Genomic DNA, 23,283 nt, shown 5'->3' with positions numbered 1-23,283 from the left:
TGTCTTTTGTATAATATAAGCATGAATAATCAACAACTTGCCCAGCTTGAAACGGTAAAAACTAAAGTCCGCCAGTTACTTGGTGGCGACACCTCAGGTCACGCCGATGACCATGTCGAGCGAGTGGCGCTGCTGGCAGAACGTTTTGCTAGCGAATGCAGCGAATCAGTGGATCTGCAAGAAGTGCTGCTGACGGCTTGGCTGCATGAAGTCGACGACTACAAACTAGTCGGTAGGGCACAGGCAGAGAAATTAGCGAACGCAGTAAAAATTATGGCGCAGGCAGAAGCGTCCGACGGTTTAAGCCGGGCGGTGCTGGAAAATATTGCAGCGATTGGTTATAGTAAACGGCTGAACGGCAGGCAACCGCAGCGGCTGGCGGGTCAAATTGTGTCTGACGCCGACATGTGCGACGCTATTGGTGCAGTTGGGATTGAACGGGCGTTGGTCTATGCTTGCCATCACGGCGGGCGGATTTTTGATCCGGCGGTTTGGCCGAATGTTAATCTGGCGGCGCACGAATATAATGCTGATGGCAATACGCATGATACCGACGGCTTTATCAATCACTTTTTCGAAAAGCTACTGAAACTAAAAGGCTTAATGTTGACGGAGCCAGGGCGAATAGAGGCAGAAAACCGCCAGCAAATTATGGTTGATTTCTTGCGCCATTATTTCCGCGAGAAGAATGCGCCGGAGTGGAGCGAGTTTTTGGAAGAATACTTACGCCGTTGATAGGCCGCTGAAGTACTTTCTTGTTTATTCCGATTCTCTGCCTGGAAAGCTGGTACTCAAAATTTTTAAGCCAGTGTCCACAACCAGTTGGCAGGCTTGCTGTTGCGAAAGGGGAGCGAGGTGCTTGTTTTTGCCGCTTGGATGGAGCGAATGGCCAGCTTTTGGTACGATGATAGCTCGTTGTTCGGCCTCATGTAATCTGCGCAGTTGCCAGCTTCGCCTCCAGCTACTAACAATTAACGGAGTACTAGTATTCCAGTCTCTTTCTGCCGCAATTACTGCCGCGCGGCCAATTTCGACTAATTTGTGTAGTTGCTCTTTTAGATCGCGAGTTTCTTGGATATCATGAAAATACTTCTGAGGAATAGGAAGCCATTCTTGGCGTAGAACGCTGAAATTACCTATCTTGCCGTCTGGAAATGTCGGACATTGCATCTCTGTATCATTATGGCGTCGTCGTTTTCTAGAATTTGGCAGTTGAATTACTTCGTTGGGGTTTGGTAATGGGGGTGAAAAAGTTACAAGTGCTGTGTTTATGTTTTCTTTTGTCATGGATAATAATGCCTGATGGGCAGCAATTGTACCCATGCATTGGGCTATTAGTAATACAGGGCCTTCTTTGCCTCTGTCAGATACGTTATCCATTATTTCTTCATATTGTTCTGAGGGTGAGCGAACGCGAGAACTAGTCGTGTTATCGGTGACACCGTGAACATTGTGAGAAGTAACATCATAGTTTGATAGAGTACGGTTAATATAATTAAAGGCGACTGAGCCTCTCTCTAAGTGACTGCCGCCCCCGCCTACACAAAAAGCTGTTATGGGTTGTTTTAGACCATCCATCGTTTCGCTTACTATCATATCATACATTGCATATTTGTCAAATTCATAAACTGGCTTGTCATTATGTTAATATTGAAATATGAATCAGGCGATAATTGTTCACGGTAAGCCGTCCAAACAATCTTATTTCAATCCAAATCTACCGAGCGCTAGTAACTCGATTTGGATTCCATGGCTGCAACAGCAGCTGCTAATTCGTGGTATTGACACTCAGACGCCCGAGATGCCTGAATCATGGCGACCAGATTACTCACTGTGGCGACAGACTTTTGAAAAATATGATGTAAATTCAGAAACTATATTGGTTGGCCATAGTTGTGGCGGGGGTTTTCTAATTCAATGGATGAGTGAGAACCCGCAAATTTGTGCAGGCGACGTTTATCTTGTTGCGCCAGCTTTTGGCGATAAGTTTAACCCCGAAGCTCCATATGATGAGCCGCTTCGTGGCGGTTTTTTTGATTTTGAGATTGACGAGGCGCTACTTGATCGCGTGCGTAGTCTAACTATATTTTACTCTGATAATGACTCGGTGCGAGTTGATACTGCAATAAAAATTCTAAAAAAATCTTTCCCGTCTGCCTGTTATCGATTATTTCCGGGATATGGGCATTTTTGTGGTAAGCGTGACATGGCCGACGATACTTTTCCTGAGCTGTTTGAGATAATATTGCGTAATAGAAAATGACTATAGAAGAAGAGGTCGGCTGACATAATCGACATCCTAGTTGCTTGATATAAGATATAATAGTACTTGTGAATAAACAGTTGCAGCAAAAGCTCAAAACTCTACCGCGCAGCCCCGGTGTTTATTTTCATAAGTCAGCCAGCGGCGAGATTATTTATGTGGGAAAGGCGGCGGTGCTGAGAAACCGCGTGCGTCAGTATTTTCAGGATTCGCGTGGGCGGGATAATAAAACTATGGCGTTGGTGGTGGAAATTGCTGACACCGATTGGATTGAGACCGAGAGCGAAGTTGATGCGTTGTTTTTGGAAAGCGAGATGGTCAAACGTTATATGCCGCGTTACAACGTACTGCTGCGCGATGATAAATCGCAGATGTATGTGCGAATCGACATGAAAAGCGAGTGGCCGACCGTCAGTTTTACGCGCAATCCTGCGGATGATGGTGCGGAATATTTTGGCCCGTTCTATAATGGCTTTGCCTTAAAAAAAGCCTTGCGATATCTGCGGCGGATATTTCCCTATTTGACTAGGCAACGGCGACCGGGGCAGTCGAAATTGGATGAAGATTTGGGTTTGAGTCCGCGGTTGAGTGATGGGTCAGATACTTATAAAGCCAGTTTGCGCAAGCTCATCAGCTACATCAAAGGTAATCGTAAAGCTATCGCTGCTGAGCTGGAACGCGACATGAAAACGGCGGCTGGACTGCATGATTTTGAGCGGGCGGCGGATCTTCGCAATAAGCTGCGCGCCATGCAGGAATTGCAGCGGCGGGTTTGTTTTGGCGACAAAGAGTTTTTGGATATTTCTAAGGACAAGGCGCTGGCTGATTTGGCAAAATTGTTGGGACTAAAAGGTATTCCAGCGCGCATCGAGGGCTATGACATTTCGCATATGAGCGGGCGGCAAGTCGTCTCTAGCATGGTGGTGTTTACCAATGGCGCTAGTGACCGGGCGGAGTACCGCAAATTCAAAGTCAGTGAGAAAAATGATGACACGGGTAATATCCATCAGACGATTTTTCGCCGGCTGAGTGAGCGTCATCTGAAAAGCTGGGGTCGTCCTGATTTGCTGCTGATTGATGGCGGCAAAGGCCAGCTAGCGGCGGCCATTAAAGCACGTGATGAGCGTGGCGTCACCGTGCCGATCGTTAGTATCGCCAAGCGCGAGGAAGAATTATTAGTGCACAAGACTGGTTCGCAAATTGATACGGCGTTCATAGAGCAAATGCGGTTGCAGCCGCGGGCGGACATCGCTATTCAGGAAGATGGTGATGTTTATGTGGTGAATTTACACCCAAGCCAGCGTAACGCCGGTTCGCATTCAAAAAACTTACGAGCTAGCACTGAGCAGAATTATAACAAGCACCTTGAGGTAGAAGACAATGTTCTCGCGACAACTGACATCGTCAAACTGTTCCAGCGCATCCGCGACGAGTCGCACCGCTTTGCGGTGAGCTACCACACCGCGCTCAAACGCCAGCAGCAAACGAAAAACCAGCTGGAGGAAATTCCTGGAATCGGGCCAAAAACCCGCGCCAAATTGCTGAGAAAATTTGGCAGTATGAAGAAAATATTTGAGGCAAGCAGCGAAGAATTGGAGACAGAAATTGGTAGGCAAAAAGCGCAGCTTATAAAGCAGTTTTTAGAAGGCAGCAGCACTAATCGACAATAAAGCATAAATTATATATAATAAGACCAATGAAGAGACAATTTGCGACATTTTTACTTCGATGGATTCTTAATTCAGTTGGCATTTGGGTGGCTGTACGACTACTTGGTAATGGTAATACTGAGGTAACTTCCGCTTGGACATTTATGATGGCGGGACTTATATTTTCATTAGTTAATAGTACATTAAAGCCTATTGTTACAATTTTGGCACTACCGGCAATTTTGTTGACCCTAGGCTTATTTACTTTGGTAGTTAATGGATTTATGGTTTATGTTTCATTAGCCTTGGCGCCAGGAATTTCTATGACATTTGCACATTCAATTGTTGCCGGAATTATCCTGAGTCTGGTAAACTATATTATAGGTAGTGCGCTGGTTCTGCAGCGAGAAGAAAAGGAGCAATATGTCAATTGATACAATTTTACCGTATGTTACGCTTGGATCGGCTGTGCTGATGATTATTGCAATATTATTGCAGCAACGAGGCGCAAGTTTGGGTGCTGGTTTTGGCTCGTCGGGCGAACTATTCACTACTCGACGTGGTTTTGATAAAAACTTATTTGATGTGACCGTAGTTTTTGCGGTGATTTTTGTGTTGTCAATTTTGGCAAGTATGATTTTGCCGGGATTGCAAAAATAGGAGAATAAAATTGAGTTCAGACAAATCGTCATGGAACCGATTTGCGCGCCTAAAAGTCTCTCGTAAAGGCGTCAATAAACGTCTGCGTAAAATCGAAAAGGGCAGCTTGCGGCATGCACATAAATTTGTGATGTCTCGTTTAGATAGACTTGCCAATGTGAGACGTCGTGTGTCTATTTGGGTAGTTTTGGTTCTGGTGATGATTGGCGTTAGTGCTGTGCAATGGCACGTCTCGCGCAGTTCTTTTACGACCATGACATATGCTTCTGGCGGTTCGTATTCTGAGGGTGTATTAGGTCCTCTGGAAAACTTAAACCCAATTTTTGCAAAAACTAGCGCCGAAAAATCTGCCGCTAAACTGCTATTTTCCAGCCTATATAGGTATGACTCGACTGGCAATATAAAAACCGACCTGGCAGACGGAGTAAAGGTTAATGATAAGGAAACGGAATATACAGTTAAGCTAAAGAAAAATCTGAAGTGGTCAGATGGACATGACCTGACGATTAACGACGTAATTTTCACTCTAAAGCTTTTAGCTAATCCGGAAGTGGGGGCTGAGATATCCGGTTGGCGCTCAATTAAATTTGAAAAAGTCTCTGAAGACTCAGTAAAATTTATTTTGCCCGCGTCTTATTCGCCATTTGTTCATGCGTTGACATTTCCAATTGTTCCAGAGCATGTTCTAAAAGATGTTAAACCGTCGAACTTACGAGAACATAATTTTAGCAAAGCGCCAATTTCTAGCGGCCCGTTTGCGTTTAGGCTGCTGCAGAATGTTACGAGTGATGGCAGTAAGAAGGTCTTGTATTTACAGTCTAATATTTATTATTATGGAGGCACTCCTAAGCTTGATCGATTCCAGCTATATGTTTATCCAAATCAAGATGACATAGTTAAAAGCCTAAGGACCAGAGAGATTACGGGTACGCCAGAATTGATTTATAACGATCAGCCGGCAGAAGTTAAGGCTATGTATGCAGCAGAGTCACACTCCTTGAATAATGGCGTCTATGCGCTATTTAACAATAATAGTCAGTTTTTACAATCGAAGTCCGTTCGTCAAGCCCTAGCTCTTAGTGTCGATACTGGTAAGTTGCGCCAGTCCTTGTCTTTATCAACAGAGGAGTTGTCTGGTCCTATATTAAACAAGTTCCTAGGTAAAGCCTCTCAGTCGCTGGGTTATGACACGAAAAAGGCGAAGTCCTTGCTTGATGCTGAGGGCTGGAAGGTTGTCGACAACGCTCGTCAGAAAGAAAATGTCAAATTAAAACTGAACATGGTTGTTCTAAAAAATAATAACTACGAGAAGGCCGCTCAATATTTAGCTCAAGCATGGCGTAATGAGCTAAATATAGAAGTAGATGTTAAGGTGATTGATCCAAATGACGCTTCTCAGAATATCCTTCAGACAATTTTGCAACCTCGTAATTTTGATGTGCTAATTTACGAGTTGTCGCTGGGTGGCGATCCAGATGTTTACGCCTATTGGCACTCGTCTCAAGCTACAAATAACGGATTGAATTTCTCTAACTATAATAATGCCGTGGCGGATGATGCTTTAGGGAGTGGTCGTTCAAAATTATCGCTAAAGCAGCGGTTTGATCGTTATGAGAAGTTTGCTAATACTTGGAAGACGGACGCTCCAGCAATCGCTCTGTATCAGCCAAAGTTTGACTACATTCATATTCGTTCCGTTAAGGCACTTGATGAAAAAACAGAAGTTGTTAATCCGGTTGACAGGTATGTCGATGTTCAATATTGGGCGACAGAGAAACAATCCGTTTACAAAACGCCTTAATTTCGGTTATAATAATGACAGTCGTGCGGGCGTGGCGGAATTGGTAGACGCGCTAGCTTGAGGGGCTAGTGAACTTAGGTTCGTGGAAGTTCAAGTCTTCTCGCTCGCACCAAGCATACCGAACGGCGCGTTGGCGGAGCGGTTACGCAGAGGTCTGCAAAACCTTTTAGACGAGTTCGACTCTCGTACGTGCCTCCAGAAATCATCGATAGCTCTAATCTTAGGGCTATTTTTGTTATAATAATTCTTTTAGTTCAGGGAATGTCGGCTGGAAGAAGTGATTGCGGTCTTCAAAAATATGTAACTTAGCGGTTGGTAAGTCTTGCTGAAATTTGGCAAGCTCAGTGAAGGGTACAGCTGGGTCATCTTTACTATGGAATAGGTGAATTTCTTCTGCTGATTTTTCTAATCCAGCTGCACTTTCTACCTGAAAGCTACCCAAATCCTCAACCGATTCGTCGTCATAGCACGGCGATACTAGCACCAGTCGTCGGACTGGCGTATGAAGTGGTGATTCATGCAAGTATTTCGCCAAAAACATTGCACCCAGACTATATCCAACCAATTGAACGTCATCGCCAAGCAGTGGTAGTAGTTTTTTGAAGTATATCTTCCACTCAGCGTAGCTGGCGTTTTGCTTATTGGGGAAATCCGGCAACAACACATCAGCGTCGACGATTTCCTGCGCCAGCCAATCGCGCCATTTTTGCGACCAAAGTAGTCTTTCGTAGTGAAGTTGACTGGACTTGAGGTGATTTAAGTAGTTTTCGTAGCTATTAAAGCTTGAACCGCCGTGAATTATTACAATTTGCTTCATAAATATAGTATAATATAGGCAGTGCCAGATGTGTAAATGTCTGGCTTGTAGATATATACGCGCGAGTGGCGGAATTGGTAGACGCGAGGGACTTAAAATCCCTTGACCAAAAGTCGTGCGGGTTCGATTCCCGCCTTGCGCACCAAAACTGTAAAGGAAAGTTTAATAGAAAGGATAATAAGGTAAATGAGTGTATTAGCAATTGTGCTTATAGTTATTGTGGCTTTATTGGGCATGATAATTATGTTTGTTATCGGTTCATATAATGGTCTGGTAACGCTGCGTAATCGTGTTGAAGAAGCGTGGAGTGATATCACTGTGCAGCTGAAGCGCCGAACTGACCTAATTCCAAATTTGGTCAATTCAGTCAAGGGCTATGCTACACATGAAAAAGAGGTATTTGAAAAAGTAACTGAAGCTCGTTCAGCAATAATGAATGCTCAAGGTGTAACAGACACCGCTAAGGCTGAGAGCATGATGGAAGGTGCTTTGAAGAGCTTGTTTGCAGTTGCTGAGGCTTATCCTGAGCTGAAAGCTAATCAAAACTTCTTGCAATTGCAGCAGGAACTGGTTGATACTGAAGATAAAATTCAAGCCGCTCGTCGATTCTATAACGGCGGAGTACGTGATTTAAACACTAAGATTCAGACCTTTCCAGCAAACATTGTTGCGGGAATGTTCGGATTCCAGGCTAAGGAATTCTTCGATGTTGAAGATCGAGCAAGTGTTGAAAACCCAGTAGAAGTAAAGTTCTAATTTAAGCCAAAAATCAAAACCGCTCGCTGTCGAAAGTGGGCGGTTTTTGTTATAATTAAATTATGTATAACGCAGTTTCTCAAAATAAACGCAACACAATATTAATTATGTCTGTGTTTGTGATAATTATTGGAGTCATCGGTTTGTTTATTGGCGCGGCGACTGATAGCTATTCACTGGCGCTTATCATTTTCATATGTGCGATATTGTATGCTTGGCTGCAATATTTTATAGCTGACAAGTTGTCTATGATGATGACTGGTGCTCAGGAAATTAGTAAAAATGACGCTCCTGAACTTTGGCAAGTGGTGGAAAATCTGTCTATCGCTTCTGGCATGCCGATGCCGAAAGTTTATATTATCGACGATCCAGCTCCAAATGCTTTTGCGACTGGTCGCGATCCGAATCATGCAATTGTTGGTGCGACTACTGGGCTGCTGGAAATTATGGATAAGCGCGAACTGGAGGCGGTGATGGCGCACGAGATGAGTCATGTGCGTAATTACGATATTCGTGTCAGTATGATTGCGTTTGGGTTGGTTAGCGCGATTGGTTTATTTGCGGACTTGGCGCTAAGGATGATGTTTTATAGCGATGATAGGGATAGGGAGGTTAACCCAATAGTTTATGCTCTCGGTCTAGTGGTGGTTATCCTGGCACCAATTTTGGCGACGATTACGCAATTAGCAGTTAGCCGGCAAAGAGAATACTTGGCTGACGCTTCTGGTGTATTGTTGACGCGCGATACTGAGGGTTTAGCAAGTGCTCTAGAAAAATTACGTCAATTTGGTCGTCCAATGCAAAAACAGAGTTCTTCAACCGCTAACCTATTTATGAACAACCCTCTTAAGCCTGGTTTTTTTTCAAAATTATTCAGCACCCACCCGCCACTAGAAGATCGAATTACTAGATTGAGAAATAACGCAACAAAGATGTAATTATGGCAGTGAAGTCTAATAAAAAACAGGTTGAGAAGAAGCCTGAAAAACAGAGTAGCGATCGTAAGTTTACAATTTGGCGCAGTGTTAAGCGTGATTTTAGTAAATTAAGTCAGCAGCGCCGTAGTTTTTTAAATCGTCGGCCACACCGCAGCTTTCGATTAACCAGGCGGCGAGATTATCGGCGTAATCTTAATATTCCTGGGTATTGGTCATTGACTAGTGAAGCCTGTCGTCTTATCTGGCGTAATAAGAGAACATTTTTAGCTTTAATTGCTGTCATGTCTATATTGACTTTCACTTTATCGAGCGTTATGTCACAGGATACGTATCAGCAGCTTAGAGATGTGATGAACCAAGCTAAAGAGAGTGGAATTGGTGAAGTCTACACGACTATTAGCTTATTTTCTGGTGTGATGGTTAGCTATTTTTCTGGTAGTGGAACGGCTGGTGGAAATATACAACAGATGTCTGGAGCTTTTTTGGGTCTACTAACTTGGCTTTCTTCTGTTTGGCTGACGCGAGCTATTTTAATTGGAAAAAAACCAAAAATGCGTGACGCTCTATATAGTTCAGGCTCGCCTATAATCGCATTAATCATTGTCATTGGAATCTTTTTAATCCAAATGGTTCCAGCAGCGATTGCAGTGATAGTCTATAGTGCGCTTGACGCTTCGGGCGTATTAAACCAGACACCAATTCTTATGGCGGTCGGTGGCGCGGCTATCCTGATTGTATCGATGTCTGTTTACTGGGCGACCTCAACAGTTTTTGCGATGATTATAATAACACTACCTGGCATGTATCCACTTCATGCCTTGCACTTATCTGGAGATATCGTGACCGGTCGAAGAGTGCGGATTTTATTGAGATTTATTTGGGCTGTGGTGACGACTATATTATTGTGGGCGATTATTTTGATGCCGACAATTTTATTCGATGGCGCATTGAAGGGGTGGTTTAATGATATTAATTGGCTGCCAATTGTGCCGACAGTCGGTCTTATCTTAATGTACGCGTCAATTATTCTGATGTCGGTTTACGTCTATATGTTCTATAGGAAGGTCGTCGAAAGTGACAGCAAAAAAAGCAAGAGCCGATGAAATTAAATCGCTATTAAATCGGTATAGTTACGAATATTACACATTAGATAAGCCGAGCGTAAGTGATGCTGTCTATGATAGCTTGATGGATGAGTTGAAGTCAATCGAAGCCGAATGTCCGGAGCTAATTACAATTGACAGTCCAACACAACGTGTTGGCAATAAGCTGCTTGACGGTTTTCAGAAAGTAAAGCACGAGCGGCGGATGGTTAGTTTAAACGACGTTTTTAATAAAAGTGAGGTTGAAGCGTGGATTAAGCGGACTGATAAGCTAATTCCTGGTCAGCGGCATGAGTTTTTTGCTGATATAAAGATGGACGGTTTGGCGTGCTCGCTGATTTATATTGATGGGTTGTTGTCTCAAGCGGTAACGCGCGGCGATAGCTTTGTCGGTGAAGATGTAACAAACAACGTACGAACTATAAAAAATGTACCGCTGCGTTTACATGAGGCGTCAGGTTTCGAGAAGTTTTTGCTCGGACGGACAGAGATTCGCGGCGAGATTGTGATGTTGAAACGCGACTTTGAAGAGCTTAACGAAAAGCAAAAAGCCTTGGGGCAGCCAGAATTTGCGAATCCACGCAATTTGGCGGCAGGGACAATCCGTCAGCTTGATCCGTCTTTGGTGGCGGCGCGGCCGCTGCATTTTCGCGGCTATGATGTGCTGCGCGATAACGACGCTGAAGTGCCAACCAACAGCTTTGCTTACGAGGTGCTGACTGCTCTAGGAATTACTCGTAATCAGCAGGCGAGCATTTTTACTACTTTAGCTGATGTAATGAACTTTGTTAATGAATGGGACGACAAGCGCCACGATTTGCCGTTTAATACTGATGGTTTGGTGATTAAGATCAATGACCGAGCATTGTATGAAAGCCTTGGGCTAGTTGGTAAAAATCCGCGCGGCGCGGTGGCTTACAAATATGCTGCTGAGCAGGCCACGACCATCGTCCGCGATATCGTTATTTCCATCGGTCGAACGGGTGCAGCTACGCCAGTGGCGGTGTTTGACCCGGTAGTGGTGGCAGGTACGACGGTGCAGCATGCTAGTCTACACAACGCTGATGAAATTGCTCGGTTGGATGTGCGTCGCGGCGATACAGTGGTGATTTTCAAGGCGGGCGACATTATTCCACAGGTCGAGAGTGTTTTGAAAGAATTGCGGCCAGCAGATTCCAAGCCAATTGATTACCTGGCAGAATTGGCGCGTCAATATCCAGAACTAGAATTTGTACGACCAGAGGGCGAGGCAGTCTACCGTGTCAAAGGTTTGAGCGGCCCGCTGATTTTGAAGCGAGCCTTGGCGCATTTTGCGTCTAAAGGTGCGCTGGATATCGACACGCTGGGCGAGAAAAATGTTGAGGCACTGGTCGAGGCTGGGCTGGTTAATGACTTGGCGGATATTTACCGGTTGACGAAAGATGATTTATTGCAGTTGGAGCGTTTCGCTGAGATTTCCGCGCAAAAACTCATTGATGCTATTGCTGATAAAAAACAGCCAGCCTTGGAGCGATTTTTGTTCGGTCTTGGTATTCGTCATGTTGGCACGCAGACAGCGATTGACCTGGCAAACCACTTTGAGAGTATCGAAAAATTAAGCCAGGCAACTATCGATGAGCTACGCGAAGTGGATGGTGTGGGTGAAATTGTGGCCGAGTCGATTGTGGCGTGGTTCGCTGATGAAGATAACGTGAAGCTGCTCGAAAAATTTGCTAACCTTGGCGTGACGCCGCAATTCACTAAAAAATCTGGTAGCCTGATCGGCCAAAGTTTCGTCATCACTGGCACTTTGCAGTCAATGGGGCGTGATGCCGCTGCTGAAAAAATCCGCAATCTCGGTGGCACTTTCCAAACCGCTATTGCAAAAGATACAACATATTTGGTAGCTGGCGGTAAAATTGGTGCTAGCAAGCTGAAAAAAGCCAAACAATACGGCACTAAAATTATTGATGAACAGGAACTGTTAAACATGATAAGAGGATAAGGAGAAATAAGCATGATTCGATTTTATTTACAAAAACTAGTTCGCGACAAAGTCGTGAAAAAGTGTCTGGATGGTGAAGAAGTTTTACATACGGAGTACCGCGAGCTAAACAAGCAAGAATTTCGCCGCGAGTTGCTCCGCAAGGTTCACGAGGAGGCGGACGAAATTCCGCTGGACGATAATCAGCGTGATGAATCGCTCAAAGAGTTGGCTGATTTGCAAGAAGTAGTTGATACACTGCGCCAAGATTTTGGCTTTTCTATAGAGCAAGTTCATGAAGAAATGGCGCGTAAAAAGCAGGATAAGGGCGGCTTTGACAAGCGACATTACATTAAATATCATGATCTGGCTGATGATAGTAAATGGGTGGAGATCTTCCGCGCTCAGCCAGAGAAGTATCGCGAAGAATTAAAGTAGACTTAATCAGCTGAGTCTAAAAATACTGACGTGCTACAATAGCAATATGGCAAAGAAAATAAAATTTGTTACGAGTAATCCGCGTAAGATTGAAGAGGCTGGATCGGTTCTGAAAGATTGTGGTATTGTTGTTGAACCGCTGCAAATTGACATTGATGAAACCCAGCATCATGATCCGTTGAGGGTTACCGAAGCGAAGGTTAAGACGGCGTATGAAAAGGTGGGACAGCCGGTTGTCGTTAACGATAGTAGTTGGGAAATTCCAGCACTCGGCGGCTCCGGGCGGTTATATGAAAGATGTTGTCGGCTGGTTTACGGCTGAAGATTTTTGGCTTTGATGAAAAATAAAAATGATCGGAGAATTATATTGCATGACGTTGTGGCGTACTTTGATGGCGAGCAATTAAAGCTGTTTATATCTGATCAAACTGGCGTGTTTATAAACGAGCCGCGCGGCGAAGGAACATCAATGAATCAGGTTGTATCAATGGAGGATAGCGGCGGGTTAACAATTGCTGAAGAGTTTGCACTCCGTCATGACGGCGCGGAGATTAACCCTTCTCATTTTCAGCATTGGCAAAAGTTTGGCAATTGGCTTACTAATGAGGCGAGCATTTTTTGACTGAAGTATTTTTAAATAACGCTTGTGTTTTTGTGATAATTGGTGCATAATCACAAGTGAGCTGGTACGCATAGGGGCATCTCCTATGCTTGCCAATTGAAAGACAAACACATCTTCAAAATGCCCCGGGTGGGCGCGTAGCAGCTCTTCTATGATGCTTATGGTATGATATAGTTATGGTTACGGTTTCAAAAAAGAGGGAAGAAAAACTAGCAGAACTAGTGCGGGAGTTTTTTGCAGCACACCCAGAAGTTAGATTGGTGGCGGTAACGGGTAGTGCTGGGAAAGCTAGTGCAAAAATTGCTATTGGTACGGTTTTATCTCGGCAATTTGATATCCAACTCCGCACTGATGAGCCAAAAACAAAAGCCGATGTTTTGCTGCAGATGATAGGCATTAGGATGCCAGAAAAAGGCTTATTCAAATGGTGGAAGGTAATAAGGGCGGTAAAGAAAAGAATTAAGGCTGAGAATCCGGATATTCAGATCATTGTCCAGGAATTTAACCCGAAAGAGCCTGGCTATAATTTATGGTTTAAAGATTATATGATGCCTGATATTACGGTTGTGACATCTGTGACAAATGGCCGTATGCAGGTTGAACACTCTTTGGAAGAGGTGGCGAACGAGATGATTTCCTTGGCTAACTATTCGCGTATGGCGATGATTAATCGTGATGATATTGATGGGCGTTTTGCGAGCTTTCTGACAAATCCTAACATTACTACTTACGGCAGCGATCCGGTGGCAGAGTACAATTTTGATGATCGTAATTTTTCTTTGACAGATGGCCATCATGGTTTTATTGTGTCGCCAGAAAATCCCGATGGTCTAGAGGTTGACGTCAAGCTGATTGGCGAACATAATGTCCGTCCGGCAGTAGTAGCGGCGGCTGTCGGCTATGCTTTAGGCGAGTCTGAGGAGAATATCAAAAAGGGTGTGGAATCTTTGAGGCCGCTGCCAGGTCGGATGAATTTGCTGAAGGGTGCCGATAACACGTGGTTGATTGATGATAGCTATAGTTCAACGCCACTGACAGCCCTGGCTGCCCTCCAGTCTCTTTACCGGATAGAGACGCCGCAGCGAATTGCTGTACTTGGGAATATGAACGGTTTGAAGGGGATTTTTGAACAAGCCCATGCTGAGCTTGGCGCGAACTGTAACCCGGATTTATTGGATTGGGTCGTTACGGTGGGTGATAAAGCTAATCAATATTTGGCGCCAGCCGCTCGCCAAAAAGGCTGTCAGATAAAAGAGTGTAAAAACGCTATCGAGGCCGGATCATTTGTGCGGGATAAATTAAAGTCAGAAGGAATTGCATTGTTTAAAGGATCAAGCGGCGGCGTGTGGCTAGAGGAGTCGATAAAGATTAATCTTCACAGCACTGAGGACGATAAATATCTGGTCCGCCAAACTCCGGAATGGATTGCCAGAAAGAATCAATTTTTCTCACAATTTAAGGACTAAATGTGCTATATTGATATTAAATAAGTATAAGGGGGAAATATGGATCAGAATAGCCAACCCACACCACAGCCGCCATATGGCAATATGGCCACGTCAAAGCCAAAGAAGAAAAAGACAGGATTAATTGTCGGCATCACGTTAGGCGTGCTGGCTATTGTCGCAATTATTGCTGCTTTATTAACCTATTTCCTGTGGTGGCAAAATCCGGAAAAAATGGTTACCGACGCTGTGTCCAATGCGATTGTATCAAAGAAGGCTGTTGTTAATGGAAAAATCATGATTAATATGAAAGATTCAGCCAAGCTAGAGCTTAACGTGAAAGCTAACGCTGTTTCTGATAAAGTAAGATCAAATATTGACGCAAAGTTAACCATTAAAGACGTTGACAAAACTTTTTCATTAAAGGGTGACATTGTTGTTGATGGCGATGGCACGGTATATGTAAAAATTGATAATCTAAAGGATTCTTTCTCTGATATTTTTGAACTTATGGTGGAGGAGCAGACTGCAAAGTCTGGTTTTGCATTATCAAAAGATCAGATAAAAGAATATCGCGATAAAATGTTGAGCCAACTTGATCCTGTATTAAATAAGTTCAACGGAAAATGGATGAAGATCTCTCCGGATGATATTAAAGATGACAGCTACAAGTGCTACACTGAAGCATTAAAGAAGATGCGAAGCGATGAAAGTGTTCGTAGGGAGATTGCTCGGCTGTATAAGAAAAATAGTTTTTACAGCATAAAGGACTCGAATATTAGCGACCGTAATGGTGGACGCGGATTTGAGCTGCAGGGTGATCGTGAAAAGTCATCAAAGTTTGATGATGAACTTAAAAAATCGTCTATTGGTAAGGAATTTAGCAAATGCGAAAAGTCCAATGATAGTAGTAATGACGATAATTTATCAATTGACAAAGCTTCACTTAAGATGTGGGTTGATAGATGGTCTCACGAGCTAAAGGCTTTAGAGCTTAAGGGAGAGGGAGATAAAGCATCGACTGAAGTTTCGCTTGATATTACCATGAATAAGTCCGAAGAAGTGAATATCCCTTCCGATGCCGGTAGTCTAAAAGAGCTCTTAGGTATATTTGGTGGTGGATACTCAGGCGATTAACTTGACCTCCTGACTATAAATAATCTCGTTCGTAATGAGCGAGATTATTTGTTATAATTACAGATATGAGACGCTACAATCCGACGGAAATTGAGAAAAAATGGCAAGATAAATGGGAGGCTGATGGCACCTATGTTACTGACCTTAGTGATACGGTGCGTCCCAAGTACTACAGTCTCAGTATGCTCCCTGGTATCACTGGCGCCGGTATTCATATCGGTCATGGTCGGACGTTTCAGTTTGCCGACATCAAAGCACGCTTGAAGCGTCAGCAGGGCTACAATGTATACCATCCAATCGGTTGGGATAGCTTCGGGTTGCCAGTAGAAAATTATGCCATCAAGGTTGGTAAAACACCGCGAGTGGCGCATGATGAAGCTAAAGCACATTTCATCGCCCAGCTGAAGCGCCTCGGGTTTAGTTATGATTGGTCAAAGGAGATTTCCACCGCTGACCCCGAGTATTATAAGTGGACCCAGTGGATTTTTACGCAGCTATACAAGCACGATTTGGCATACCAAAAGGAACAGCCGCAGTGGTGGTGTGAGACTGACAATACGGTACTAGCGAACGAGCAGGTTGAGGGCGGCAAATGTTGGCGCTGCGGCAATCCCGTTACCAAGCGTAACCTCAAGCAGTGGTTTTTCCGCATCACCGCCTATGCTGATGAGATTTTGGAAGCAACCGACGACTTGGATTGGACGGAAATGGTCAAAACCATGCAGAAAAACTGGATTGGCCGGTCGGTTGGCGCAGAAGTTGATTTTGCGGTCAGTGGACAGGATTCCGTCGTCACTGTATTTACTACACGCCCCGACACCTTGTTCGGCGCCAGCTACGTGGCTTTGGCGCCAGAACACCCACTGGTTTCTCAGTTGGTCAATGCCGACACGCGCGCCAAGGTTGAAGCATACGTTCAAGCGGCTCAGCAGAAGTCTGACGTTGAGCGTCAAGAAAACAAAGATAAATCCGGCGTCTTTACTGGCAGCTATGCCATCAATCCGGTCAACGGCCAGAAAGTACCAATTTGGGTAGCGGACTATATTCTCGGTGGTTACGGCACTGGCGCGATTATGGCGGTGCCGGCGCATGATGAACGCGACTTTGCCTTTGCTGAGAAATTCGATCTACCGATTGTTCAGGTGGTTGACAAGCCAGAGGATTCGGCAGACATTGGTTGCTACACTGGTGAAGGTGAATTGATCAATTCTGGGCAATTCGACGGTACGCGGAGTGAAGATGCCCGCGAACAAATTGTAGCGTGGCTGGAGCAGCAGGGGTCTGGTCGAGGCAAAACTACTTACAAAATGCGTGACTGGCTGATTTCTCGTCAGCGGTACTGGGGTGCGCCAATTCCTATAGTTCATGTTGACGGTTTCGGGCCAATAGCTGTGGCGGATGAGTGCTTGCCGGTTATTTTACCAGAAGTCGAGAATTTCAAGCCAACGGGCGGTAACACGTCAGTCCTGGCACAAGTTGATGACTGGGTGCGCGTGTGGGTTGACGTCGAGACGGGTAAAACCGTGCCGATCACCGATCCAAAACCAGCGGGCGACAATTGGCATGAAGGCCGGCGCGAAACGGACACATTGGATGGCTATGCCTGTTCCAGCTGGTATTTCCTGCGCTATCTTGACCCGCAAAATGATGCCGAGGCATGGAATCCTGAGCGAATTAGCCATTGGATGCCGGTAGATTACTACAACGGTGCCGACCACGCGGTGGCACACCTGCTGTACAGTCGTTTTTGGATGCGATTTTTCTATAAACTGGGCTTGGTGCCGACACCGGAGCCGTTCAAGAGGATGATGTATAACGCCTACATCATGGCGCCGGATGGCCAAAAAATGTCCAAATCTAAGGGCAATGTCATCGATCCGATGGAGATTATGGACAGTGGTTACGGGGCTGATGCACTGCGCGTGTATGAGATGTTCATCGCGCCGTACGATATGGATGCGCCGTGGGATCCGCGCGGCGTACCGGGGACATATCGGTTCTTGAATCGAGTATGGAATGTGGTGCAGGAATTCGTAGTAGCACCTGAATCTACCTCTGAAGATGACCAAGAACTGCTTCGCCCAACACACTCAACCATCAAGAAAGTCACTCGTGACATCGAGGACGAAAAATTCAATACAGCCGTAGCGGCGATGATGGAAATGGTCAATGGCTTGTATAAAATTAAAGAAGCGCAGGGTATTCAAGCATCAGCAACGTGGCGGTTTACTTTGGAGAGTTTGCTACAAATCTTAGCACCATTTGCACCGCACATCACCGAAGAATTGTGGCAGGAGCTGGGCCATACTGATACCATTCACGTTAATCACTGGCCAAAATGGGATGAAAAATATTTAAAGAGTGATACGATGACCATCATCGTCCAAGTTAACGGCAAGCTTCGATCAAAGCTTAAATTACCAGTAGATACCGACCGGCAGGGCGTTGAAGCGGCAGCTCTAGCTGATGAAAACGTTCAAAAGTTTACAAACAATAAACCACCTAAAAAGATGGTTTATATTCCAGGTAAGCTGGTGAATATCGTTAGTTAGGCGAGCGTTTTATATCGAGTACTGTTACGTCTCGCATGCCGTCTCCATTTGCGTCTACAACGGCAGCCGTGACTTGATCGCCCGCCTGCATTTCCACTGACGATGAAGGCTCCGCTCCTTGCTTTTTATTGAAGTCGTATACTGCTTGTGTACTTGTTAGAACACTTTCTCCTAGGTGATTCATTTCGTTTTGGCTGAAGTTATTCTCTTTGGCTAGTTTGGTGGTTTCTTCAACTATATTTCCACCTTCTTCTACAGTGAACGTCTCCACTACTGCGTCATTAGGCAAGTCTGCCTCTCCTTCTCTGTAGTCATCTACAAACCGAGCGATCTCTTCTTGTGTGCTAGGTTTTTGCTCGGGCATATTGGCTTGTCTTGCTACGTATACGAGAGTGCCTCCAGCTATTAGGGAGAGGGCCAGAGCTATCCCTCCTAGTCTTTTAGGAAGTTCTGCTGCCGTTGTTCTATTTTTAGATTCTACTCTATTTGGTGATAGTTCTTTACTCATGTTCCATATATTAACATAACCAATACAAAAAGTCAATACACTTGTATAATTTTTAGATAAAACCTTGAGATTACCTAATAAAAAAGGTATAATGGTACGTAAGTTTTATGACAACCTAAAAGAGGAGAATAAATTATGGCACAGCCTAAAAAACAGAGCAGCCCACGCAAAACTGGACTTCGTCGTAGTCATTTGGTATTAAAATTGGCACGTCGCGTTAATGGAACTTCACCAGTGAAAGTGAAGACGACTAAGCGTGAAACTGGTAAAACAACAAAATAATAATTACGAACAGGACGCTTAGTAATGGCATCAAACCGTCATTTAGGACGAATTGTCGCGTTGCAGACACTGTATGAATATGAGTTTCGCGCAGAGGTAGGCGATGCTAATATTGATTACAAAAGTATTTTACAGCGTAATTTAGCAGAGTATAAATCATCTGTTGATGATGTTGAATTTGTTGATAATCTGGTTAGTGGCGTACTGGCGAATCAGATGGAATTGGACGAAAAGCTAAAACCTTTAGCTCCAGAGTGGCCAATTGACCAGTTGTCTAGGGTTGATAGAACAGTTCTAAGAATTGGTTTGTATGAATTGCTATACTGTGCAGATACGGTTCCGCCAAAAGTAGTGATTAACGAGGCGGTAGAGCTAGCAAAGGCGTTCGGTTCGGATAACTCGGGTAAATTTGTGAATGGCGTGCTTGGCACGGCACTCCGTACCCTCGTGGAGGAGTCCGATAATGAGAACAAGCAACTTTGATAAGATAAAAAAATACTTTGGTGGTGGTAAAAAGCCGCTAATTCAGGAAATTGTACGCGAGCCGACCGCTGGCGGTGTGATTTTTCGACGCAATGAAAAGGGTGAGGCGGAGTTTTTGTTATATCAAGACGCTCGTGATCGTTGGACGATACCCAAGGGTCATATTGAGCCGGGTGAAACGGCTCAGGTGACGGCGCGTCGGGAGATTGGTGAAGAGACTGGACTGAAGAATATCGAATTACACGGCTGGCTGGGCAAGGTGAATTTCCGATATCGTCGAATTGATAAACTGGTACTAATGACTACGCAGGTATATTTAGTCAAAGCTCTTGATCCAAATGAGAAATTACAGAAAGAAGAGTGGATGAATGGATTAAAATGGTTTAGTTTTCATGAGGCGCTGGATGAAGTCGAGTATGAAGATATTGGTAAGCTGATTCTGCTAGCAATGAAACGAATTAGACAGGAGAACCTGTAGATGAGTGGAATGAATACGACTCCGTATCAGGAATTTGCGCGTGAGAAACTAGGGTTTGAATTTAATAATTTGGATCTTTTAATCACGGCCTTAACTCACCGCAGTTATGTTAATGAGCATCGTAAGTCTGTTCATCATCACAATGAACGTCTGGAGTTCTTAGGTGACGCGGTATTGGAACTGGCGGTAACGGAATATTTATTCAATAATTTTTCTGAACCGGAGGGAATTTTGACAGCTTGGCGGGCAGCACTGGTGCGGACGGAAAGCATTGGTGATGCGGGTGATAAGTTGGGCTATGGGCCGCTGATTCGTATGTCAAAGGGTGAGAAAAATGGCTCAGAGCGGGCACACTTGCAGATTTTAGCCAATGCTTTTGAGGCGGTGATTGGCGCGATTTATCTGGAGCGTGGGTTTGAGGACGCGCGAGATTTTATTCATAAGCACATTATTGTCAAGCTAGATGGAATATTGGAATCAGGCAGTTGGCGCGATCCGAAATCGTATTTGCAGGAAATTTCTCAGCGCGTCGATAATCAGACGCCAGTATACAAAGTTCTGTGCGAGGAAGGTCCAGATCATGATAAGGTCTTTACGCTTGGTGTGTTTGTGGGTGAAAAGATGATGGGTCGCGGTACCGGACCTTCCAAACAAGTGGCCCAACAACAGGCTGCCCGTGCGGCGATTGCTAAGTATAAAGAATCTGGCGAGAAATAGAGAAAATTTGCACGGCTGAAAACGCTCGTGTATAATGTAAGTTACAGTTTAATTCCAGGAGGAGGGGCAGAATGTCAACAATAGACCAGCAATTTGTGGAGTATGTCGTAAAAACACTCGTTGGACATCCCGACGATGTCGTGGTGGAGCGGGAAATTGATGAGAAGGGTGTTCTGCTGACATTGACCGTTAACCCAGAAGATTTGGGTCGGGTCATTGGTAAGCGCGGCGGCACAGCACAAAGCCTACGGACGCTACTGCGGGCTTTGGGGGCGAAGAATGACGCGCGATATAACTTGAAGATTGTGAATAATGATGGTTTTACTGGTACACGCGAACGTGATGATTGTGATAATCGTGCTTCTGTGGATAACTCAACAGATGAAGTTGTGGAAAATAAGTCATCTTACGCAGAAAATACCAGAAAAGAGCTTGCAGAACTCGACGACCTTGATATATAATTAAAACTAGTTCAAGCACAGACATTATGCGAGAACAGCTCTATGCGAGACAATGGGAAACCATTGAGAGCCTTATTTGTGCTAAAAAACCGTCCTTAGTGGGGCGGTTTTTTGGTGGAAAATGATTACTATAAAAAGACATGAAAATAGCCCACCAAGAAGCTCAAGCCGAGACTTAATGTCTCAAGGCGAGCTATTTTCTCGGCGGGCGTTAGCCCTCCTGTAGGATGGGTCGGGAGACCCAGCCATTGACATTCCTCAAGGGGAAGGGGAGGCGATACCTACTTTCCCAGGGGAACGTCTCGTTTAGGTGAGGAAAGAGGTCTGCGTAGATCTCTTTGCTGTTGACACTGATGAGTTTGTGTCCGGGTCCGTGACGAAGCAACTCGGCTATCGCCTCGTTGCTTGAGTAGGAGAATGTCCTGATGGTCGAGAGTAGATTAAAAGCGTACCCGGAGACGCATGCGGTATGGATACTCTGCGCACGTCCGTCATCATTCCCTTGGTGAATCAGGGGGTAATGCTCGTCGCTGTGGATGTCATGCCCTTTGGGAAGGGCTACGTTGCCACCAATCAAAACTGTGAAGTTATTCCCGACGAAGGCCAATCGCCAGACTCCGTCAGGGTCTTCCTCCCACATGATATGGCGAGTATCGCTTTGCAGCGGCCATAGGTCACTGCCGGCTCCGTATGGGAATTCAACTCCTTCGTTGAGAGAGAGCGGAACTTGGATTCCGACGACTATACTTCTGTTACCATCGGCCACAGATGACCGCGAGCTGAGACCCGCGCAATTCAGCGCTTGCTCGATGTCACTGCGAGAGGGCTTTTCGGAGTACATTTTGTTCCTTCCGTTGCAAGGGCTACTTCTACTCGGTTGAGTAAAAGCTGATATATATATACCATACCTGGACAATCACGTCAACACTTGCTACACTGTAACAGATGAGAAAATTTCAAGTTATTACGCTTTTTCCGGAAATGATGACGGGAGTTTTTAATAATTCCATGATGTGGAAGGCGCAAAAAGACGAAATTGTGGAGCTTACGACGGTGAATCTGCGGGAGTTTGGTTTGGGGCCGCGGCGTCAGGTGGATGATACTCCTTATGGCGGCGGCAACGGGATGCTTCTTATGGTCGAGCCGTTATGGAAAGCGGTGGAATTTGCAAAATCTCAGGATGAAACGGCGAAGGTGGTACTGATGAGTCCGCGTGGCCAACGCTGGAAGCAGACTAAAGCCCAGCAAGAGGCGAACGATGATAGAGGTGTAATATTTATTTGTGGGCGATATGAGGGTGTAGATGAGCGAATTTTGGAGTTGGTTGACGAGCAGTGGAGTATTGGCGATTTTGTGCTGACTGGCGGAGAGTTGGCGGCAATGATGATGATCGATTCTATTGTCAGGTTGATTCCTGGAGTGCTGGGCGGTGAAAAGTCGGCGGAAATTGAGAGTTTTTCTGATGGCAAGACTCTGGAATTTCCGCAGTATACTCGGCCTGAGGAATTTAAGGGACTGCGAGTACCTGAGGTGCTGTTAAGTGGCCATCACGGAAAAATTGCCGAGTGGCGCGATGAGCAGTCGAAAATATTGACAAAGAAAAATACCCCATAGAGATGGGGTATTTTAAGTTGTGGTGGATGTCGTAGAGCGAAAGATACGATTTTGTGGTGTTTATTTTTGTAACGTTCGCTAACTTAACTGTATGATGTTTTATTAAAAAGAGCAAGCGTTTTCGTAAAAATTACAACAAGCTTGAGCTTTTTTGGAACGCAGGCTATACTGAAATTATGTCTAGAAAAGTGAATAAAATTGTTAAATTGATTACAGGACTATTAATAATGGTGCTATTATTATGTCAATTATTTACGTTTGAGAAGTTTTCTGCAGTCCTTACTTCTGCGGGGATTTCGTCATCTTTAAGTCTTCCGATTGCAATATTACTAGTAATCGCAGAACTTGTGTCGTTGCCATTTTTAATTAATATGAATATGTCAAAAAGAATTAGCCTGATGAGTAGGACGGCTGGTTTTTTGAGTTTGGGGATTATGACGGTAATTAGTTTTTTGGCGTTTGTGAATGGGTATGCGGCGGTGATATTTGGTGCAACATTGAAAGACGTGAGCGGGCTAGTCGGAGTGTTGATGCTGGCGATTATGTGGTTGCTGCTAATTATTGCGAACATACCTACGAAAAAAACAGCCAAATGA

At 44.8% G+C, this 23,283-nt stretch carries 26 protein-coding genes and 3 tRNA genes; 26 read left to right on the top strand and 3 right to left on the bottom strand.

Annotated features, from left to right (window positions below; translation table 11 throughout):
* Positions 1 to 21 precede the first annotated feature (21 nt).
* The gene (locus tag TM074_RS02695) at positions 22 to 735 is read left to right on the top strand and encodes an HD domain-containing protein (protein ID WP_369000169.1); all 714 of its coding nucleotides are present in this window, start codon (positions 22 to 24) and stop codon (positions 733 to 735) included.
* Between the two features lie 24 nt (positions 736 to 759).
* On the opposite strand, the gene TM074_RS02690 is transcribed toward TM074_RS02695, so the two are convergent.
* The gene (locus TM074_RS02690) at positions 760 to 1,596 is read right to left on the bottom strand and encodes a hypothetical protein (RefSeq protein ID WP_369000168.1); all 837 of its coding nucleotides are present in this window, start codon (positions 1,594 to 1,596) and stop codon (positions 760 to 762) included.
* A gap of 61 nt (positions 1,597 to 1,657) precedes the next feature.
* On the opposite strand from TM074_RS02690, the gene TM074_RS02685 reads away from it, so the two are divergent.
* The 7 genes from TM074_RS02685 to TM074_RS02655 all read left to right on the top strand — a co-directional run bounded on the left by TM074_RS02685 (position 1,658) and on the right by TM074_RS02655 (position 6,571).
* Positions 1,658 to 2,263, top strand: a complete 606-nt coding sequence (locus tag TM074_RS02685) for a hypothetical protein (protein WP_369000167.1) — start codon at positions 1,658 to 1,660, stop codon at positions 2,261 to 2,263.
* A 68-nt stretch (positions 2,264 to 2,331) separates the two neighbouring features.
* Positions 2,332 to 3,933 carry a helix-hairpin-helix domain-containing protein gene (locus tag TM074_RS02680; RefSeq protein WP_369000166.1) on the top strand — a complete coding sequence of 534 codons (1,602 nt, stop codon included), beginning with the start codon at positions 2,332 to 2,334 and terminating at the stop codon, positions 3,931 to 3,933.
* Between the two features lie 26 nt (positions 3,934 to 3,959).
* Positions 3,960 to 4,346 carry a phage holin family protein gene (locus tag TM074_RS02675; RefSeq protein ID WP_369000165.1) on the top strand — a complete coding sequence of 129 codons (387 nt, stop codon included), beginning with the start codon at positions 3,960 to 3,962 and terminating at the stop codon, positions 4,344 to 4,346.
* Entirely contained in the window at positions 4,336 to 4,572 is a 237-nt protein-coding gene (gene secG / locus TM074_RS02670) for a preprotein translocase subunit SecG (RefSeq protein WP_039327653.1), read from the top strand. The genes TM074_RS02675 and secG overlap by 11 nt, the downstream gene beginning before the upstream one ends.
* Positions 4,573 to 4,582: 10 nt before the next feature.
* Complete coding sequence (locus TM074_RS02665; RefSeq protein WP_369000164.1) at positions 4,583 to 6,373, top strand: peptide ABC transporter substrate-binding protein; 1,791 nt, start codon at positions 4,583 to 4,585, stop codon at positions 6,371 to 6,373.
* 25 nt (positions 6,374 to 6,398) lie between these two features.
* Positions 6,399 to 6,485: transfer RNA gene (locus TM074_RS02660), tRNA-Leu, on the top strand.
* A gap of 12 nt (positions 6,486 to 6,497) precedes the next feature.
* Positions 6,498 to 6,571 (top strand) — tRNA-Cys (locus TM074_RS02655).
* A gap of 37 nt (positions 6,572 to 6,608) precedes the next feature.
* On the opposite strand, the gene TM074_RS02650 is transcribed toward TM074_RS02655, so the two are convergent.
* A complete protein-coding gene (locus TM074_RS02650; protein WP_369000163.1) occupies positions 6,609 to 7,190 on the bottom strand; it encodes an alpha/beta hydrolase in 582 nt (193 codons plus the stop codon).
* Between the two features lie 59 nt (positions 7,191 to 7,249).
* Between TM074_RS02650 and TM074_RS02645 the strand changes: the two genes are divergently transcribed.
* From TM074_RS02645 to leuS, 11 genes are all read left to right on the top strand, one after another.
* Positions 7,250 to 7,335, top strand: a tRNA-Leu gene (locus tag TM074_RS02645).
* Between the two features lie 41 nt (positions 7,336 to 7,376).
* On the top strand, positions 7,377 to 7,946 hold the full coding sequence (locus tag TM074_RS02640) for a LemA family protein (RefSeq protein ID WP_369000162.1): 570 nt from the start codon (positions 7,377 to 7,379) through the stop codon (positions 7,944 to 7,946).
* A 62-nt stretch (positions 7,947 to 8,008) separates the two neighbouring features.
* Entirely contained in the window at positions 8,009 to 8,884 is an 876-nt protein-coding gene (locus tag TM074_RS02635) for a M48 family metalloprotease (RefSeq protein ID WP_369000161.1), read from the top strand.
* Between the two features lie 2 nt (positions 8,885 to 8,886).
* Positions 8,887 to 9,987 carry a hypothetical protein gene (locus TM074_RS02630; protein ID WP_369000160.1) on the top strand — a complete coding sequence of 367 codons (1,101 nt, stop codon included), beginning with the start codon at positions 8,887 to 8,889 and terminating at the stop codon, positions 9,985 to 9,987.
* Entirely contained in the window at positions 9,959 to 11,971 is a 2,013-nt protein-coding gene (gene ligA / locus TM074_RS02625; protein WP_369000159.1) for an NAD-dependent DNA ligase LigA, read from the top strand. The genes TM074_RS02630 and ligA overlap by 29 nt, the downstream gene beginning before the upstream one ends.
* A gap of 12 nt (positions 11,972 to 11,983) precedes the next feature.
* The gene (locus TM074_RS02620; protein ID WP_369000158.1) at positions 11,984 to 12,388 is read left to right on the top strand and encodes a hypothetical protein; all 405 of its coding nucleotides are present in this window, start codon (positions 11,984 to 11,986) and stop codon (positions 12,386 to 12,388) included.
* A 46-nt stretch (positions 12,389 to 12,434) separates the two neighbouring features.
* Positions 12,435 to 12,710, top strand: coding sequence for a non-canonical purine NTP pyrophosphatase (locus tag TM074_RS02615; protein WP_369000157.1), 276 nt, complete (start codon positions 12,435 to 12,437; stop codon positions 12,708 to 12,710).
* A gap of 15 nt (positions 12,711 to 12,725) precedes the next feature.
* Complete coding sequence (locus TM074_RS02610; protein ID WP_369000156.1) at positions 12,726 to 13,010, top strand: hypothetical protein; 285 nt, start codon at positions 12,726 to 12,728, stop codon at positions 13,008 to 13,010.
* 176 nt (positions 13,011 to 13,186) lie between these two features.
* On the top strand, positions 13,187 to 14,476 hold the full coding sequence (locus TM074_RS02605; protein WP_369000155.1) for a Mur ligase family protein: 1,290 nt from the start codon (positions 13,187 to 13,189) through the stop codon (positions 14,474 to 14,476).
* Positions 14,477 to 14,515: 39 nt separating this feature from the next.
* A complete protein-coding gene (locus TM074_RS02600; RefSeq protein ID WP_369000154.1) occupies positions 14,516 to 15,592 on the top strand; it encodes a hypothetical protein in 1,077 nt (358 codons plus the stop codon).
* A 65-nt stretch (positions 15,593 to 15,657) separates the two neighbouring features.
* Positions 15,658 to 18,144, top strand: a complete 2,487-nt coding sequence (leuS, locus tag TM074_RS02595) for a leucine--tRNA ligase (protein ID WP_369000153.1) — start codon at positions 15,658 to 15,660, stop codon at positions 18,142 to 18,144.
* Here the strand turns inward: leuS and TM074_RS02590 are convergent.
* Complete coding sequence (locus TM074_RS02590) at positions 18,137 to 18,652, bottom strand: hypothetical protein (protein WP_369000152.1); 516 nt, start codon at positions 18,650 to 18,652, stop codon at positions 18,137 to 18,139. The genes leuS and TM074_RS02590 overlap by 8 nt on opposite strands.
* Before the next feature lie 135 nt (positions 18,653 to 18,787).
* Here TM074_RS02590 and TM074_RS02585 point away from each other — a divergent pair, with 135 nt between their 5' ends.
* The 7 genes from TM074_RS02585 to TM074_RS02555 all read left to right on the top strand — a co-directional run bounded on the left by TM074_RS02585 (position 18,788) and on the right by TM074_RS02555 (position 23,283).
* Positions 18,788 to 18,934, top strand: a complete 147-nt coding sequence (locus TM074_RS02585) for a hypothetical protein (protein ID WP_158386496.1) — start codon at positions 18,788 to 18,790, stop codon at positions 18,932 to 18,934.
* 24 nt (positions 18,935 to 18,958) lie between these two features.
* On the top strand, positions 18,959 to 19,417 hold the full coding sequence (gene nusB, locus TM074_RS02580; RefSeq protein WP_369000151.1) for a transcription antitermination factor NusB: 459 nt from the start codon (positions 18,959 to 18,961) through the stop codon (positions 19,415 to 19,417).
* On the top strand, positions 19,398 to 19,895 hold the full coding sequence (locus tag TM074_RS02575; protein ID WP_369000150.1) for an NUDIX hydrolase: 498 nt from the start codon (positions 19,398 to 19,400) through the stop codon (positions 19,893 to 19,895). Before nusB ends, TM074_RS02575 begins: the two co-directional genes overlap by 20 nt.
* Positions 19,896 to 20,612: a ribonuclease III gene (gene rnc / locus TM074_RS02570; protein ID WP_369000149.1), complete on the top strand. Its 717-nt coding sequence runs from the start codon at positions 19,896 to 19,898 to the stop codon at positions 20,610 to 20,612.
* 71 nt (positions 20,613 to 20,683) lie between these two features.
* On the top strand, positions 20,684 to 21,073 hold the full coding sequence (locus tag TM074_RS02565; RefSeq protein WP_369000148.1) for a KH domain-containing protein: 390 nt from the start codon (positions 20,684 to 20,686) through the stop codon (positions 21,071 to 21,073).
* A 945-nt stretch (positions 21,074 to 22,018) separates the two neighbouring features.
* A complete protein-coding gene (trmD, locus tag TM074_RS02560; RefSeq protein ID WP_369000147.1) occupies positions 22,019 to 22,687 on the top strand; it encodes a tRNA (guanosine(37)-N1)-methyltransferase TrmD in 669 nt (222 codons plus the stop codon).
* A 176-nt stretch (positions 22,688 to 22,863) separates the two neighbouring features.
* A complete protein-coding gene (locus TM074_RS02555) occupies positions 22,864 to 23,283 on the top strand; it encodes a hypothetical protein (RefSeq protein WP_369000146.1) in 420 nt (139 codons plus the stop codon).

It is taken from the genome of Candidatus Nanosynbacter sp. TM7-074, assembly GCF_041006295.1.
Lineage (GTDB): Bacteria > Patescibacteriota > Saccharimonadia > Saccharimonadales > Saccharimonadaceae > Nanosynbacter.
The sequence above is the reverse complement of the archived record's forward strand: the minus strand, read 5'-3'. Positions and strand labels throughout refer to the sequence as shown.

Bases quoted from the DNA above. Each gene is read 5' to 3' on its own strand.
- TM074_RS02695 (WP_369000169.1), top strand. From the start codon at position 22: ATGAATAATCAACAACTTGCCCAGCTTGAAACGGTAAAAACTAAAGTC.
- TM074_RS02690 (WP_369000168.1), bottom strand. From the start codon at position 1,596: ATGATAGTAAGCGAAACGATGGATGGTCTAAAACAACCCATAACAGCT.
- TM074_RS02685 (WP_369000167.1), top strand. From the start codon at position 1,658: ATGAATCAGGCGATAATTGTTCACGGTAAGCCGTCCAAACAATCTTAT.
- TM074_RS02675 (WP_369000165.1), top strand. From the start codon at position 3,960: ATGAAGAGACAATTTGCGACATTTTTACTTCGATGGATTCTTAATTCA.
- secG (WP_039327653.1), top strand. From the start codon at position 4,336: ATGTCAATTGATACAATTTTACCGTATGTTACGCTTGGATCGGCTGTG.
- TM074_RS02650 (WP_369000163.1), bottom strand. From the start codon at position 7,190: ATGAAGCAAATTGTAATAATTCACGGCGGTTCAAGCTTTAATAGCTAC.
- TM074_RS02640 (WP_369000162.1), top strand. From the start codon at position 7,377: ATGAGTGTATTAGCAATTGTGCTTATAGTTATTGTGGCTTTATTGGGC.
- TM074_RS02635 (WP_369000161.1), top strand. From the start codon at position 8,009: ATGTATAACGCAGTTTCTCAAAATAAACGCAACACAATATTAATTATG.
- TM074_RS02630 (WP_369000160.1), top strand. From the start codon at position 8,887: ATGGCAGTGAAGTCTAATAAAAAACAGGTTGAGAAGAAGCCTGAAAAA.
- TM074_RS02620 (WP_369000158.1), top strand. From the start codon at position 11,984: ATGATTCGATTTTATTTACAAAAACTAGTTCGCGACAAAGTCGTGAAA.
- TM074_RS02615 (WP_369000157.1), top strand. From the start codon at position 12,435: ATGGCAAAGAAAATAAAATTTGTTACGAGTAATCCGCGTAAGATTGAA.
- TM074_RS02610 (WP_369000156.1), top strand. From the start codon at position 12,726: ATGAAAAATAAAAATGATCGGAGAATTATATTGCATGACGTTGTGGCG.
- TM074_RS02605 (WP_369000155.1), top strand. From the start codon at position 13,187: ATGGTTACGGTTTCAAAAAAGAGGGAAGAAAAACTAGCAGAACTAGTG.
- TM074_RS02600 (WP_369000154.1), top strand. From the start codon at position 14,516: ATGGATCAGAATAGCCAACCCACACCACAGCCGCCATATGGCAATATG.
- leuS (WP_369000153.1), top strand. From the start codon at position 15,658: ATGAGACGCTACAATCCGACGGAAATTGAGAAAAAATGGCAAGATAAA.
- TM074_RS02590 (WP_369000152.1), bottom strand. From the start codon at position 18,652: ATGAGTAAAGAACTATCACCAAATAGAGTAGAATCTAAAAATAGAACA.
- TM074_RS02585 (WP_158386496.1), top strand. From the start codon at position 18,788: ATGGCACAGCCTAAAAAACAGAGCAGCCCACGCAAAACTGGACTTCGT.
- nusB (WP_369000151.1), top strand. From the start codon at position 18,959: ATGGCATCAAACCGTCATTTAGGACGAATTGTCGCGTTGCAGACACTG.
- TM074_RS02575 (WP_369000150.1), top strand. From the start codon at position 19,398: ATGAGAACAAGCAACTTTGATAAGATAAAAAAATACTTTGGTGGTGGT.
- rnc (WP_369000149.1), top strand. From the start codon at position 19,896: ATGAGTGGAATGAATACGACTCCGTATCAGGAATTTGCGCGTGAGAAA.
- TM074_RS02565 (WP_369000148.1), top strand. From the start codon at position 20,684: ATGTCAACAATAGACCAGCAATTTGTGGAGTATGTCGTAAAAACACTC.
- trmD (WP_369000147.1), top strand. From the start codon at position 22,019: ATGAGAAAATTTCAAGTTATTACGCTTTTTCCGGAAATGATGACGGGA.
- TM074_RS02555 (WP_369000146.1), top strand. From the start codon at position 22,864: ATGTCTAGAAAAGTGAATAAAATTGTTAAATTGATTACAGGACTATTA.